This window comes from Veillonella faecalis (genome assembly GCF_024677885.1).
In the GTDB taxonomy this organism is placed as follows: domain Bacteria; phylum Bacillota; class Negativicutes; order Veillonellales; family Veillonellaceae; genus Veillonella; species Veillonella nakazawae.
The window spans coordinates 393,404-409,147 of the sequence record NZ_JALBWL010000001.1 but is presented as its reverse complement, the minus strand read 5'-3'; the positions used below and the strand labels follow the sequence as shown (position 1 = coordinate 409,147).

15 protein-coding genes and 1 other annotated feature are annotated in these 15,744 nt (G+C 38.1%); all 15 genes read right to left on the bottom strand.

Annotation, left to right across the window (positions count from 1 at the left end; translation table 11 throughout):
* Nucleotides 1-7: 7 nt before the first annotated feature.
* The 15 genes from secG to MOQ65_RS01830 all read right to left on the bottom strand — a co-directional run bounded on the left by secG (nucleotide 8) and on the right by MOQ65_RS01830 (nucleotide 15,653).
* Entirely contained in the window at nucleotides 8-244 is a 237-nt protein-coding gene (gene secG / locus MOQ65_RS01900; RefSeq protein WP_004695991.1) for a preprotein translocase subunit SecG, read from the bottom strand.
* Between the two features lie 5 nt (nucleotides 245-249).
* Nucleotides 250-924 carry an RNA polymerase sporulation sigma factor SigH gene (sigH, locus tag MOQ65_RS01895; RefSeq protein WP_004696966.1) on the bottom strand — a complete coding sequence of 225 codons (675 nt, stop codon included), beginning with the start codon at nucleotides 922-924 and terminating at the stop codon, nucleotides 250-252.
* A 72-nt stretch (nucleotides 925-996) separates the two neighbouring features.
* Nucleotides 997-1,530, bottom strand: coding sequence for an NYN domain-containing protein (locus MOQ65_RS01890; protein ID WP_156718951.1), 534 nt, complete (start codon nucleotides 1,528-1,530; stop codon nucleotides 997-999).
* A 2-nt stretch (nucleotides 1,531-1,532) separates the two neighbouring features.
* A complete protein-coding gene (gene rlmB, locus MOQ65_RS01885) occupies nucleotides 1,533-2,264 on the bottom strand; it encodes a 23S rRNA (guanosine(2251)-2'-O)-methyltransferase RlmB (protein ID WP_009351349.1) in 732 nt (243 codons plus the stop codon).
* 1 nt (nucleotide 2,265) lies between these two features.
* The gene (locus MOQ65_RS01880; protein ID WP_156718952.1) at nucleotides 2,266-2,742 is read right to left on the bottom strand and encodes a Mini-ribonuclease 3; all 477 of its coding nucleotides are present in this window, start codon (nucleotides 2,740-2,742) and stop codon (nucleotides 2,266-2,268) included.
* Complete coding sequence (gene cysS / locus MOQ65_RS01875; RefSeq protein ID WP_257846482.1) at nucleotides 2,732-4,180, bottom strand: cysteine--tRNA ligase; 1,449 nt, start codon at nucleotides 4,178-4,180, stop codon at nucleotides 2,732-2,734. Before cysS ends, MOQ65_RS01880 begins: the two co-directional genes overlap by 11 nt.
* Nucleotides 4,181-4,229: 49 nt before the next feature.
* Nucleotides 4,230-4,435: a binding site (T-box leader), on the bottom strand.
* Nucleotides 4,436-4,592: 157 nt separating this feature from the next.
* Nucleotides 4,593-5,546: a bile acid:sodium symporter family protein gene (locus tag MOQ65_RS01870; protein WP_257846481.1), complete on the bottom strand. Its 954-nt coding sequence runs from the start codon at nucleotides 5,544-5,546 to the stop codon at nucleotides 4,593-4,595.
* 133 nt (nucleotides 5,547-5,679) lie between these two features.
* Nucleotides 5,680-7,149, bottom strand: a complete 1,470-nt coding sequence (gene gltX, locus MOQ65_RS01865; protein ID WP_257846480.1) for a glutamate--tRNA ligase — start codon at nucleotides 7,147-7,149, stop codon at nucleotides 5,680-5,682.
* Nucleotides 7,150-7,151: 2 nt separating this feature from the next.
* Nucleotides 7,152-8,327, bottom strand: coding sequence for a 2-C-methyl-D-erythritol 4-phosphate cytidylyltransferase (gene ispD, locus MOQ65_RS01860; RefSeq protein ID WP_257846479.1), 1,176 nt, complete (start codon nucleotides 8,325-8,327; stop codon nucleotides 7,152-7,154).
* Nucleotides 8,311-9,462 carry a PIN/TRAM domain-containing protein gene (locus MOQ65_RS01855; protein ID WP_257846478.1) on the bottom strand — a complete coding sequence of 384 codons (1,152 nt, stop codon included), beginning with the start codon at nucleotides 9,460-9,462 and terminating at the stop codon, nucleotides 8,311-8,313. The genes ispD and MOQ65_RS01855 overlap by 17 nt, the downstream gene beginning before the upstream one ends.
* A 15-nt stretch (nucleotides 9,463-9,477) precedes the next feature.
* A complete protein-coding gene (gene radA / locus MOQ65_RS01850; RefSeq protein ID WP_024065771.1) occupies nucleotides 9,478-10,851 on the bottom strand; it encodes a DNA repair protein RadA in 1,374 nt (457 codons plus the stop codon).
* A gap of 167 nt (nucleotides 10,852-11,018) precedes the next feature.
* A complete protein-coding gene (locus tag MOQ65_RS01845) occupies nucleotides 11,019-13,466 on the bottom strand; it encodes an ATP-dependent Clp protease ATP-binding subunit (RefSeq protein WP_257846476.1) in 2,448 nt (815 codons plus the stop codon).
* An 87-nt stretch (nucleotides 13,467-13,553) separates the two neighbouring features.
* Entirely contained in the window at nucleotides 13,554-14,615 is a 1,062-nt protein-coding gene (locus MOQ65_RS01840) for a protein arginine kinase (RefSeq protein ID WP_257846475.1), read from the bottom strand.
* 12 nt (nucleotides 14,616-14,627) lie between these two features.
* Entirely contained in the window at nucleotides 14,628-15,125 is a 498-nt protein-coding gene (locus MOQ65_RS01835) for a UvrB/UvrC motif-containing protein (protein WP_257846474.1), read from the bottom strand.
* A 48-nt stretch (nucleotides 15,126-15,173) separates the two neighbouring features.
* Nucleotides 15,174-15,653 (bottom strand): CtsR family transcriptional regulator, encoded by a 480-nt coding sequence (locus MOQ65_RS01830; RefSeq protein WP_024065767.1) that lies wholly within the window; start codon nucleotides 15,651-15,653, stop codon nucleotides 15,174-15,176.
* Nucleotides 15,654-15,744: the final 91 nt, after the last annotated feature.

Sequence of the window (15,744 nt, the reverse complement as noted above, 5' to 3'; positions counted from 1 at the left end):
TTCATCATTAGAATTGATTAATCATTGCCCCTAACACTAAGCTCAACACAGCAAAGATAATCCCCAATATAATCGTACATTTAGATAAGAAAGCGTCTAAACCGCGTTGCTTACCACCAAAAGAAGAGTCTGCCGCACCAGATACAGCACCGCCCATGCCTGCGTTTTTACTATTCTGTGCAACAACTACTACGATTAATAAGATAGATACGATAACTTCTACAATCATTAAAAAATTTGTCACGACTGTCATCCTTCCTGTGTGGCTCTTGGAGAGTCCAAAACCCGATGTTCTAAATACTTCTCTAATTTACGTTTAACCCTTTGTAACGCATTGTCTATAGATTTGACACTGCGATCAGTGACCTCAGCCATTTCTTGGTAAGAACGTCCGTCTAGATATCCTTCCAAGACCTCCCACTCGAGTTCACTTAAAATATGACCAATATTGCGCTCAATATCATCCAATTCCTCTTGGCTGATAATAAGGTCCTCAGGATTGGTAACCTTTGCTGAAGATAGCATCTCGATCAATGTACGCTCTGATTCCTCTGTATAAACTGGCTTATTTAAAGATACATAGGAATTTAAAGGCGCATGTTTTTGTCTAGTCGCCGACTTAATAGCCGTAATAATCTGTCTAGTTATACAAAGCTCCGCAAAAGCTCTAAAGGACGCTAATTTATCATGTTTAAAATCCCGCGTAGCCTTATAAAGACCAATCATCCCTTCTTGAATGATGTCTTCACGATCTGCGCCTACTAAAAAGTAAGAACGCGCCTTTGCACGAACAAAGTTTTTATATTTATTAACAATATAATCGATTGCAAACTCATTTTGCTCTTCTTGAGCTATGACCACAACTTGCTCATCGGTCATTTCTTTGAAATTGTAATCGGGCTTGCGTGTATGAATTGTGTTCATATGCTCCTCCTTACAATTGAGCAGAAAAACCAATATATTCATTATACTGGAACTATATGTGATTTTCAACTATCAATGGCCGCGCCGTAATTTCTCTAGCTTTTCAGCTACTTCAGGAGATAATAACCCTCCTACTTCATTACGTCGCAAGCTAAATTGATCTCGTCTATGTTCATGAGCGTATTGTAGTCGTTCCTCTTCCTTAGCCATACGAATCATATTTTGTAATTCTCGAGCTGGAATTCGTAAGCCTCCAGATCCAAGAATTTGATTTTGTTCAGCTCCATCAGAGGTCACAACATATACATTGGTGTATTTGCCTTTTCGTAAAAACACCTCTCGCTCAATAAAGGAATCTGCCGTTTCCCCATCCTCAGTATACACTTCGAGGAAGCCGCTCGTAATAGCCTCTACAGAACCACCAGATTTTGTATATTTACCATCAAACACAAGGATAACTTCATAACCCTTGAATTTTCCGTAGTTCAACAATCTATCTCGAAGCTCCATACGGGCATGTTCTAATGATTCATGAGCGAGTTTCTTTAGATGAGTCCAGGCGAATATCACATTATATCCATCTACAATTAAAATATCTTTTAGCATAATTATTTCGCTTGGCGCTGACGCACAGCTTCATACATAAGAACAGCAGCAGCCACAGATGCATTCAAAGAATTTAAATTTCCATACATAGGAATGGTAACGAGGAAATCACATGCCTCTTTCACAACGCGGCTAATGCCCTTTCCTTCGTTACCAATGACGATAACAGTAGGGATTGTCATATCCGCCTCATATAAAGTGCGATCCCCTTCCATATGAGCGCCCATAACCCAAAAGCCTTGTTTTTGAAGTTGTTTGATGGTTTGAGCTACATTTCCAACCTGCACTAGTGGAATTTGTTCAATAGCACCGGCTGATGTTTTAGCAACTGTCGCATTAATAGGGGCATTATGTCGCTTAGGAATGAGAACAGCCGTAGCCCCCACACATTCAGCCGTACGAATGATAGCCCCCATGTTATGAGGATCCTCAACGCCATCTGTCAAAATAAGCAAAGGTACTTCATGATTCGTCTCTTGTAGCACTTCACCTAATTCTTTAAATTGAACGGCAGAAACAAGAGCTATAACACCTTGATGTGGTACCTCTAAATCATATTTATTCATTTGTTTAATAGGTGTTGGACGTACTTCAATACCTTGAGATTTAGCAAGACCAACAATATCAGCTAGACCAGTTTTAACCTTATCTTCACTGACCATAATGCGTTGAATAGAGCGGCCGCTTCTAAGGGCCTCTTTAACTGCATTGCGACCTACAATATAATTATCCATACTACATACCTCGTAGAGTTATTGAAAAGGCTTGCTTCATAACATCTTGTAATCGCTCATCTTGACGCGTTTCATAAAGAAATCCCAGTACTGCTTCAAAGGCAGTACTACTACGATATTCTTGAACTGAACTGCTTTTCGGTACATTTACATTACTATTTCTAGCACGGCGTGCAATGGCTTGTTCTTGTTCTGTAAAAGTATCCTCTATTTCTAGCAATACCTTCGCTTGTGACTTAGCACAAATAAACTCAGTAACAATTGTGTGCAACACTTGCACCTTCGTTATATTCATTTGTACCACTCGTTCACGGACATACATGGAGTATACGGCATCACCAATATAGGCAAGCATAACTGCATCTGTACTAAGGCATTCCTCTATAGTTCTTTTACGCAAACGAAGCGGCTCTTGTTCAAGAGCCGTCAACTTTTTTATCGCTTCATTCTTTAAGAATTGAAATTGTTTAAACTTCACGTTTTTTCCACCGTGCACCTTGAGGAGAATCCTCAATAGTAATACCGATTTCAGCCAAACGATCGCGGATACAATCAGCTAGTGCCCATTGTTTTTGATCACGACACGCTTGACGTACAGACAAGATAACCTGCATTAATTCTTCATATTCAGCAGCATTGGCACCTGTGTTGCCTTCCCATGCTTTTTCAAGAATACCAATAACCTCTGTCATGAACTTGAAGATACGTTTAACCTCAGAAATTGCTTCTTGGCAAACAACGCCTTCACGGCCTGTCACAGCTTGGTAATAGATGTTGATTTCTTTAGCAAGACCAAACATGCTAGATGTAGCTAAAGCAGTATTGAAATCATCACTCATTGCTGCTTCGAATTCTTCTTCATACTCTTTAGCTTTTGCTAATAAATGTTGAGCCTCATCACAAGGACCTGGTTCACATTTTTCAAGGTACAATAGATTTTCAATAGCAGTGCTTAAACGTTCTAAGGATTTATTTGCTTCTTCTAAACGTTCATCAGAGAAATCTAATGGACTGCGATAATGTGTGCTCAACAAGAAGTAGCGCAATGCATCTGGACTATATTGTTCTAAAATATCTTTTACCAAGAAGAAGTTATTCAAGGATTTAGACATTTTTTCAGAATTAATAGTGATGAAACCATTGTGTAACCAATAGCGTACAGATGGATGTTGACCAGAGCAGCCTTCAGATTGAGCAATTTCATTTTCATGATGTGGGAAGATCAAATCACTACCACCACCATGGAAGTCAAATTCTGTACCTAAGTACTTTTGGCTCATGGCAGAACATTCAATATGCCAACCTGGACGGCCATTCCCCCAAGGGCTTTCCCAATATGGTTCGCCTGGTTTTGCAGATTTCCATAATGCAAAGTCCATAGGATTTTTCTTACGACCATCAACTTCGATACGAGCACCGGCTTCCATATCATCTAATGTACGACCAGATAACTCACCATAATGTTCAAATTTATCAACGCTATAATATACATCGCCATCGAGTTCATAGGCATAGCCTTTTTCAATCAATGTAGAGATCATAGCAATAATATCTTCGATATGTGTAGAAACACGTGGATAAATATCAGCACGTTGTACACCAAGGGCATCCATTACTTCGAAATAGCTGTCGATATAACGATTTGCAATAGTATCCCAAGATACGCCTTCACCATTGGATGTATTGATGATTTTGTCATCCACATCAGTAAAGTTTTGTACATATGTTACTTTATAGCCTACATGTTTCATATAGCGACGAATTACGTCCCAAGTTACAAATGGACGTGCATTGCCAATGTGAGGATGGTTATATGGTGTAACACCACATACGTACATCTTTGCTTCACCTGGTGTTACAGGGTTAAACACCTCTTTTTGGCGCGTCATAGTATTATAAACTGTAATTTCTCTCATCGTTACCGATGCCTCCATCTTCATAAAATAAAAAAGACCCCTCATCTCATACAGAGACGATGGTCCGCGGTTCCACTCTGTTAGGTACCAATGTAGTACCCACTCATCGCATAACGGCGCGTCACCGGACAAACCTACCTATAATCGGAATGTCAGCTCGTGAATGCATTTCGTCCACCTATCCTTGAACCCTCCCACCATCGGTTCTCGCTAAAAAGTTAGTTGTAGAGTACTTCTTTCAGTCTCAGCTTTTACTATTAAATCTATATTCAGATATAGAAATATTGTATCAATTATCCTATAGAATGTCAATGAGAACAAGAAAATCCTCATCTCTCAATATATCGAATTAGCCTATTAAACATGCATATTTCGGATATAAATTTGAAAGATGAGGATGAGGAATTAGCTATTAAGCATTTTCCAATTTTTCTTGATCATCATGTTTGCGGCAAATACCTGCAAAGATAGATCCTGTAAAGTTATGAATGATGGAGAACACTGCACCTGCTACTGCCGCTTGAGGAGTAAAATGTTTAAGTGCTAAAGATACGGATAATGCAGAGTTTTGCATTGCCACTTCAATTTGCATGGCACGACGAGATGAAATATCGATGCTAAGTGCCTTACAAATGAAGTAAGTTACTACGTAACCACTCACATTTTGTACCAAGCATGCTACGAAGATGATGAAACCAGTTTCAGCAATTTGTTTTTGGTTTACTGCAGTTACAGCAGCCAAGATTAACAATACTGCAATAGCCGCAATTGTAGGACATACAGATTTAACAGGTTCGATTTTGGAACCGATGAAGTAATTCAATACGATACCTAAGATAATTGGTACCAATACGATTTTTACGATAGAAATAAACATCGGCATGAATTGAATTTCAATGGAAGATGTAGCACCTGCATAGAGTACAACAAATAAAGGTGTTAAAATTGGAGCCAATAATGTAGAAACAGTCGTTGCAGATACAGATAAAGGAACATTACCATTCGCAAGGAATGTCATAACATTAGAAGCTGTACCACCAGGGCAAGCACCTAACAAGATGAAGCCGATACCAATTTCTGGAGGGAAATTAAAGATAAGAGCCACCAAGAAACCTGCCAATGGCATCCATAAGAATTGGATAACAGATACGAGGATAACCTTCATCGGTTGCTTAAATACATCAAGGAAAACTTGTGCTGTTAATGTTAACCCCATGGCAAACATTACAAATTGTAGCATGTACGCAATGTACGGCGTCATCCAAGAAAATACAGTTGGTAATAAATACGCTAACACTGCCATCAATAGTACTATCCATGAAAGATAGCTATTGAATAAGTGGTTAAGAGAACGAATAATACTCATAAAAGCACTCACTTTCATAATAAATAAAATAAAAGACGCCGATTATTATAGCATTTCTATTGAATAATCTCAATATACATAAAAAAAGCTCTCATAACCATAGCTATGAGAGCTTTTAAATTAACTTATGTTACTATTTTGTTAAAGCACTGACATTATCTAAACGATGTAAGCATTTTTCTTTACCAAGTAATGTAACAATATTATTCAAATCTGGACCATGCATTTGACCTGTTAAAGCCACACGGATTGGCATGAATACGAATTTCCCCTTCAAAGCAGTTTCTTTCATAACAGCTTTAATCGTTGCTTTTACAACGTCAGGTGTAATTTCATCAAGTTCTGCCAATGCTTTACGGAATGCACCAAGAACTGTTGGTGCTGTTTCTTCATTCAATACAGCACGCAATTCCTCTTCGTGACCTTCTTCAAGGAATACTGTTTCGCCCATGAACATGCCTACATGATCCTTAATTTGCGCGCCATAGCTAATATGATCGCGGAATGTAGAGCATAACAATGTCAACCAATCAATATCCGCTTGATTTAAGCTATCTGGAGCCAAACCAACCTCTTTCAAATGAGGTAAGCAAAGATGGAATAACTCTTCATCGCTCAAGTTTTTCATGTAGTGGAAGTTGATATGGTTCAATTTATCAATATCGAATACAGCAGGATTTTTAGCTACGCGATCCATGGAGAAGGCTTGAATCAATTCATCTTGTGTGAAAAATTCTTCTTCCCCTTCTGGAGCCCAACCAAGAAGCGCCAAGAAGTTTACAAGTGCTTCTGGCAAATAGCCCAATTGTTTGTATTGTTCAACAGATGTAGCACCATGGCGTTTGGACATTTTTTTGTAATCTTTGCCAAGAATCAAGGAAATGTGACCAAACTTAGGTATTTCCCAGCCTAGTGCTTCATAAATAGCCATTTGACGTGGAGTATTAGATAAATGTTCTTCTGCACGAATAACGTGAGTAATACCCATCATATGGTCATCCATTACTACGGCAAAGTTATATACAGGAATACCATCAGATTTTACGATTACAAAGTCACCTACACCATTGGATTCAAAGGATACATGACCACGTACCATATCATCGAAAGCATATGTTTTATTCAAAGGGACGCGTAAACGAATGGTTGGTTTACGACCTTCTGCAATATATTTAGCCTTTGTTTCTTCATCTAAATGTTGGCAATGGCCATTATATTTAGGTGTTTCACCACGATCCATTTGTTCTTGGCGAACAGCATCTAATTCTTCAGGTGTACAATAACATTCATATGCTTTGCCTTCGTCCAACAAACGTTGTGTTACTTCTTTATATAAGTCAAGACGTTCTGTTTGACGGTAAGGACCATTATCGCCACCTACATCAATGCCTTCATCCCAGTTCATGCCAAGCCATTGCAAGGAAGCTTTGATATTTTCTTCACTTTCACGGGTAGAACGAGCCAAATCTGTATCTTCAATACGCAATACAAATGTGCCTTTTTCTTTACGTGCTAACAACCAGTTAAACAAAGCAGAACGAGCACCACCAATGTGGAATGGACCCGTAGGGCTTGGAGCAAAACGAACTTTCATGGAACTCATGATTATACCTCTCCTTCATATACAGAAACGACAGCTTGTGCAGCAATGCCTTCACGGCGCCCAATGGCACCTAGCATTTCATTTGTTGTCGCTTTAATACTAATACGTTCTAATGGTATTTCTAAAACAGATTGTAAGTTAGCCTTCATCGTGTCGATGTGTGGCTTTAACTTAGGTGTCTCTGAAATAACCATAATATCTATATTATAGGCTTGTAACCCACGTTCTTTCAATAAGGAATTAACCTTTTCTAGTAAAAGCATGCTAGAAATCCCTTTATACTGGTCATCTTCAGGCGGGAAATAATATCCAATATCTCGCAAACCTGCAGCACCTAGCATAGCATCCATCAATGCATGAATGAGAACATCCGCATCGGAATGACCATCAGGGCCGAGTTCAGATTCGATATGAACACCGCCAAGAATACATGGGCGACCTGCTTTTAATTGATGAATATCATAACCAAATCCAACGCGCATACGTGTATCCTCAATTCCTAAATATCGCTTAGCTACTGCAATATCATTTGGTGTTGTCACTTTAATATTACAATAATTCCCTTCAACTATATGTACAGGCTTACCTACATACTCAACTAGTGATACATCATCAGTACCAAGATACTTTGTTTCATATGCCGTTTGGTGAGCCTCCACAAATAATTCTTTTTGAAAGCCTTGTGGCGTTTGAATTTGGTATAGCTCACTGCGCTGTAATGTTTCTAGAACATTATGGTCCGTATCAACTCGTTTAATGGTATCTGTAGCCGGAACACCTACAGTAGCTGCACCATAGAGATTAGCCGCCTCAGCTACATCACTAAACATATTAGTAGAAGCCAAAGGTCGCGCCCCATCATGAACAAGAACTATATTGGTTTCTTCTGATACAGCCTTAAGGCCACAGGCTACAGAATCTTGCCGTTCTTTTCCACCCAGTATGATATGTACAGGAACAGCCAAATCCAACTCTTGAATATGTTTTGTCATATACTCTTGTTCACCATCGGCTACAACAAGAATAATTTCATTCAACCCTTCAAGATTTGCTACATTTTGTAGTGTACGCTGAATAATAGAGAATCGACCTAAAGGAATAAATATCTTATTTTCTTTATATCCCATGCGGCGCCCAGCACCAGCGGCGAGAACAATACAACTAATTACCTTGTCCATTTTGTCCTCCATCTACACGAGCAAAGATCATGCGACCAGCACTAGTTTGTAATATGGATGTAACCATTACCTCTACGGTTTGACCCACATAAGGTTTACCATCTTCAACAACAATCATGGTACCATCATCGAGATAAGCAACACCTTGGTGTACTTCCTTACCTTCTTTCATAATTTGCACGCGAATCCATTCGCCTGCAATGAGGGCTGGTTTCAGTACATTGGCGAGTTCATTCAGATTAAGCACCTCAATGCCTTGCACTCGAGCCACCTTATTTAAGTTGAAGTCATTAGTCATCAACTTCCACTGCTTATCCAAAGCAAGCCGCATTAATTTAGAATCTACTTCTGTAAGATCATCATAATCATCTTCTACCACTTCAATGGCTACCTTGTTAGCATCTTGCATCTCTTTCAAAATATCGAGGCCACGACGACCGCGATTTCGTTTTGTAGCATCAGCAGAGTCAGAAATAATTTGTAACTCATTCAATACAAAAAGGGGAACCATTAGAGGGCCTTCAATAAATCCTGTATTACATAGTTCCTTAATACGTCCATCAATAATAACAGATGTATCTAGTAGTTTTGGTGTGCTCGTAGTTTTATCAGATTTATGAGTAGAGAACATTTTAAAACGACTTGTTTTTTTAGTGCCAGCTCCGCCCCATTGTTGTACATAGTTATAGTATATTTCAGGGCCTTTACGAGCCATAATTTTAAGGCCACTATATCCAAAGATAGCACTCAATATAATAGGAATATAAGGTCCTATAATAGGTACTTGATGAAATGCAACACCAATTAAATTTGCAATAATAAGACCGAATAATAAACCGATGGTGCCTGCAATCAATTCTTGATTTGGAATATGAGTAAGAATGCGTTCTAAACGTTTAGCAATGACTAAGCCTTGCTTTAAAATAAATGAAGAAATTAAATACCCAATAATAACGCCTAATAAAGTACCAAAAATTAATACTGAAATACGTGCAATAGTCAATGACATATCCCCAAAAGACTCAAATTGAGAGACCAAATATGGGTCGATAATAGGTGCTAAGCTATCCATTCCAACATAGGCCGCTGTGCCCACAAGAATGGCTATTACATAGCGCAATATCCGATAAATCATTACATCACCTCCTAATTAAGAAAATACCAACTGCATTGCCTCTTGAATAGATTTAACGCCTCTAATCTTGATAGAACTATCATTATCCTTGATTTGCTTATAATTGCCTTCAGGGATAATAAACTTTTTAAAACCTAATTTCTTCGCTTCATTGATACGCTGTTCAATACGTGGAATGCTACGAACATTACCAGTGAGTCCTACTTCACCTAAAATGACCATATCGGTAGGAACAATGCGATTTTTTAAATTAGATACGATAGCAACAGCCATAGACAAGTCACAAGCTGGTTCATTTACCTTAAGACCACCAATAACGTTAACGTACACGTCCTTATTACCTAATGTAAAACCACAACGTTTTTCTAATACTGCCAAAAGCACTATTAAACGATTAAGGTCATAACCGATTGCGGTTCTTCTAGGCATACCAAAAGCAGTCGTAACAACAAGGCTTTGTACCTCTACAAGGATAGGACGAACCCCTTCAAGATAAATCATAACGGCGCTGCCGCTTTCCTCATCAGATCGTTCTGCCAATAAGGAAGCTGATGGGTTAGATAACTCTTGTAACCCTTCCTCAACCATGGCAAAAATACCTGTTTCAGATGTAGATCCAAAACGATTCTTAATTGAACGCAAAATACGGAATTGGTAAGACCGTTCGCCTTCAAAATAAAGCACTACATCCACCATATGTTCTAACATACGAGGACCCGCAATATTGCCTTCCTTAGTAACATGTCCAATGATTACCGTTGGAATATTTCGTTCTTTACAGAAGCGAAGGAGGCGCGATGTACATTCTCGCACTTGGCTAACACTACCTGGAGCAGCATCGATATCTCCGGTATACATGGTTTGAATAGAGTCGATAACTAACAAAGAAGGCGTCATTGCATCAGCTTGCTCTAAGATATGATCTAAATCTGTATCAGCAATAACTTGTAGTCGCTCACTATTAATATGAAGTCGTTCTGCCCGAAGCTTAAGCTGTAATTGAGACTCTTCTCCAGATGCATATAGTACAGTACCTACCGTATCAGCCACCTTTTGGGATACTTGAAGAAGTAGTGTAGACTTGCCTATACCAGGATCACCACCTAAGAGCATAAGGGCCCCAGGAACAATCCCACCACCTAATACGCGGTCGATTTCACCAAAGGTTGTAGAGACACGAGCGATAGATGAAATTTCAATATCTGGTAAAGCTGTTGGTTTTGTTGTTTGATTTCCCACACCTCGTGAAGGTGTGCGGCTATGTTTAGTTTCTTTAATAATCTCTTCAACTAATGTATTCCATTCACCACATTGTGGACAACGCCCCATCCACTTAGAAGACTCCGCTCCACAATTTTGACAGAAGAATACTGATTTTGCTTTTGCCATAATACCTCAAAACTGTTATAAAAGATAAAAAGGCCATGAATGATAACCATTCATGACCTTTTATGCATAATTTTACTACATGGTTACTATCATTATTCTATAGTATACCATTTAAGCCATATAATTTATATGAAAGGTAGTCATTAACTATTAATTTTGTATTTATATTAAATCGTTACAACAATATCGTTATCCTTTGCATTAGCTTTAATAGTTTTTCCTGCTATCGCCTCTCCTTTCAAAATAAGATCGGATACAGGGTCCTCAATTAAGCGTTGAATAGCGCGTTTTAAAGGCCGAGCACCCATAGTAAAATCGGAACCTTCTTTAACGAGCAATTTCATAGCCTCAGGTGTAATTTCTAAATGTAAATCACGTTCTCCAAGACGTTTTATTACATCACTCATCAAAATTGTTACAATTTTTGTTAAGTCCTCTTCAGTTAATGGATGGAATACAATCATCTCATCAATGCGATTTAAAAACTCTGGTCTGAAGTGACGTTTTACTGCATCCAGAACAGATTTCTTAGCCTCTTTAAAATCTATTCTTTTAGAATCATTAGAATAAGATTCTGCTTTTTTCGGTGCCAAGAAACCTAATTCTGTAGAGTTCTTATGTAATGCTTTAGCACCTAAGTTACTAGTCATGATGATAACTGTATTTCTGAAGTCTACGGTTCTCCCCTGACTATCTGTAAGGCGGCCATCATCAAGAACTTGTAATAGGATATTAAAGAAATCTGCATGAGCCTTTTCTACTTCGTCAAGTAAAATAACGCTATATGGTTTACGTCGAACTGCATCAGTCAATTGGCCTCCCTCTTCATAGCCTACATATCCTGGAGGTGCTCCAACTAAACGAGAAACAGTATGTTTTTCCATATATTCAGACATATCAAGTCGAATCATAGCAGATTCATCGCCGAACAAGGAGGATGCAAGTGCTCTTGCTAGCTCAGTTTTACCAACTCCTGTTGGTCCAAGGAACAAGAAGGAACCAATTGGACGTTTTGGATCCTTTAATCCAGCCCTTGCACGGCGCACAGCTTTTGCTACAGCTGTAACAGCATCATCTTGACCGATGACACGTTTATGTAATTCATCTTCTAAATGAAGCAAGGTTTCTGATTCTTCTTCTGCGATTTTAGTTACAGGAATACCAGTCCACTGAGCTACAACGGCAGCGATATCTTCCTCTGTAACTATTAATTTTTGATCACTTTCTTCTTTAGCTACAGTTTTTTTATCATCAATTTCTTTAACTAGAGCTTGCTCTTCATCACGAAGTTTAGCTGCCTTTTCAAAATCTTGTGATGTGACAGCCGCTTCTTTTTCCTTCTTAACCGTATTGAGTCTGTCTTCTAAAGCTTTAACATCTGGTGCTGCCGAAAATACCTTCATACGAACCTTAGATGCAGCCTCATCAACCACATCGATAGCTTTATCCGGCAAAAATCGATCTGTAATATATCTACTAGATAAAGTAACAGCAGCTTTTAATGCTTCATCTGTAATTTTAGCCTTATGGAAGGCCTCATAACGATCTCGTAAGCCGCTCAAGATTTCAAGAGCATCCTCTTCATTAGGTTCTCCTACTTGAACAGGTTGGAAACGACGCTCTAAAGCAGCATCTTTTTCAATATGCTTTTTATATTCATCAAGTGTCGTAGCGCCAATAACTTGGAATTCACCACGTGCCAAAGCTGGTTTCAAGATATTTGCCGCATCCATAGCGCCTTCAGTGGCACCTGCTCCAACTAATGTGTGAATTTCATCAATGAAGATAATCATATCATCATGTTGTTGAACTTCATCAATCGCTTTTTTTAAACGCTCTTCAAATTCGCCACGGTATTTTGCACCAGCTAACATAGAGCTAATGCTAAGGGAAATAATGCGTTTATTACGCAAAATTTCTGGCACATTCCCGTTGACGATACGTTGCGCCAAGCCTTCAGCAATGGCCGTCTTACCTACACCAGGTTCACCAATGAGAACGGGATTATTTTTAGTTCTACGACTAAGTATTTGAATAACTCGTTGAATTTCAGTATCGCGACCAATAACAGGATCAATTTTACCTTGTTTTGCAGACTCATTTAAGTCCGTAGCAAAATCAGTTAATTCACCTAAGTCGCCATTGTTATTCGCTCCTTCTTGACCACTATGATTACCATTAGTACTAGAGCCAAGAATATGACGGATCGCTTCAACTATATCGTCGGTACGAATATTCATAGCCCGTAAAATCCCAACTGCAACACCACCGCCGTCGCTGAGTAAACCAAGTAGAATATGCTCAGTACCAACGTAATTATGATTCATGCGATTAGCTACTTGAACAGCTAACTCAAGTACATTCTTAACACGTGGCGTCATATATATAGATGTTGCTTTTTTATTACCGCGGCCCACTTGCTCTTCTACAGCTTCAAAAATATCTTCTGTAACAATATTAAGCTCTTCTAAGGCCTTAGCAGCAACACCATTTTTAACCTTTGTCAGGCCGATGAGTACATGTTCAGTGCCTACATAGTCATGTCCCAACTCCAATGCGGCTTCTTGAGCAAAGGAAAGAACACGCTGTGCATCATCTGTAAATCGTTGCATCATACTATCACCTCATCTATCTATGTAAATTGTAATTATTTCTCTTCAAATATATGTAAACAATGGTAGGCTATACCATTGGAATAGCTATTAATGTGAAAGCTTTTGACGGATTACCTTTGCCCGATAGCTATCACGCTCGATATCTGTTAGATTATCATTTCCTGCATACTTTGAAAGGAAATTAGGTCTAGTTATAGCAATCAGCTCATTAAAGGAATCCTTACCCCATTGAGGTAAAATATTTAAGTCAACGCCTAACTGGATATCACTAAGCTTTGTTAAAGCCTCTTTACCATTTACACGGCGTGCATTCTGTAGAACTCCATAGGAGCGCCATAACACATCTTCTAAACCTTCTTTATCATTATGTAATAATAACTGACGAGATTTTCGCTCTTCTGCAATAATCCCTTCTACAATCTTTGTTAATTGTTCTATTGTATCTTTTTCACTAGTACCCATGGTACGTTGGTTAGAAATTTGATATATATTTCCTAATGCTTCTGAACCTTCACCATATAATCCACGCACAGAGTAGCCCAACTGAATGATACTACGAATGAGGCGTGTAATTTTTCCAGATATAGTCAAGGCTGGTAAATGTAACATTACAGATGCTCGTAAACCTGTACCGACATTAGTTGGACAAGCCGTTAAATAACCAAATCGTTCATCAAAGGCATATGCATATTTTGCTTCAATAGCCTTGTCGATTTTTAATACACGTTCATAAGCTACTTCTAATCTCAATCCAGAAACCATAGATTGAATTCGCAAATGATCTTCTTCATTTACCATAATCACAATTGATGCATCGTCAGAAAACACTAAGTTGCGGTACGGTAGTTTTTCCTCTAAAGCAGGGCTCATCAAATGTTTTTCCACTAATATAGCCCGATCACGTTCACTTAATTGCTCTAAGTTAATATTAGAATATTGATGTCCATCTACGTCTTTTAGGGGTTTAAGCAAACTTCTAGAAAAAGAATTTACTTTTTCTAATGACGACATATCATTTCGATTTGTAAAAAGCACACCATCAAAGTTTCTTGCTAATCGAATCCGACTAGAAATCACAATATGATCCGTTGCGTCCGTATCGAGTTGTAGCCATGAACTTAAAGGAGAGTCTAATATAGTATCTAACATAATAAGAACCTCCTATTCTTTATTGCCACCAATGATGGCTTCCAATTCTTTTATTTTATCTCTTAAGATAGCTGCATCTTCAAATTTCTCTGCTTGAATTGCCATCTCTAATTGATTGCGCAATTGTTTAACTTCATACTTAGCTTTAAACACATTATTACCATGACTAGGAACTGACCCTTCATATTCAGAACTACCTTGTAAACGTTGTAATAACGGTTTTATTTCACTAGCAAAGGTTTCATAGCATGTATCACAACCAAACTTGCCTCCCCGATTAAACTCATCATAAGTAATACCACATTGAGGACACCGTTTAGATTGATGAGATTTTAATAAATTATCAGGATAGACCATATTTTTAAAGAAATCATTGGTAAAAAAGCTATCATCCCACATATCATTCATAAAGGAACTATAGGGAGATAATTTTCCCTCTTGTTGTAGTGCTGTAGCACAAGTATTGCACAAATGTTGTTCCGTTTTCTGATTATTTACAATATTTGTCATATGGATAGTAGCTTCATTTTTATGGCAATGATCACATATCACTGATCATCACTCCTTCCGTAGTGTATCCACCATTGTTGCGTATAGCTCACGAATTGCATTATTTCGATGTTCAATATCCGTATTTTCAATCAATGTAGCAAAAGAATTATGCATCAATTGAGCCTCACGACGAGTAATTTTTTCTGCTTGTAGTAATTGAAATAATGATTGGTCTACATCTTTTATATCAATTAAACGATCCACTGTATTTTGACCTTCATAAATACGATAGGTTGTTACAGCTGGTAGAGAATCAGAACTTTCTGGATTTAATTTTGTGATTCGAATATATCCACCTAATCCACGTCTTGATTCCACATCAAACCCACGCTCATTGGAAAATCGCGTACTTAAAACATAACTAATTTGCGAAGGTGCACAATCTAACTCATCAGCTAATTCGTTACGCTTTAAAATTAATTTCTCTTGTTCTTCACGCATACGATCCAATATAAACTTTTCTATTTTATCAGCTATCATACTCATAAAAAACACCTCTTTAACATTTTATTTAATATATATTTTGACTATTTGCTTTTTACATATATCTATTATATTTGACTTTTTGACTTTAGTC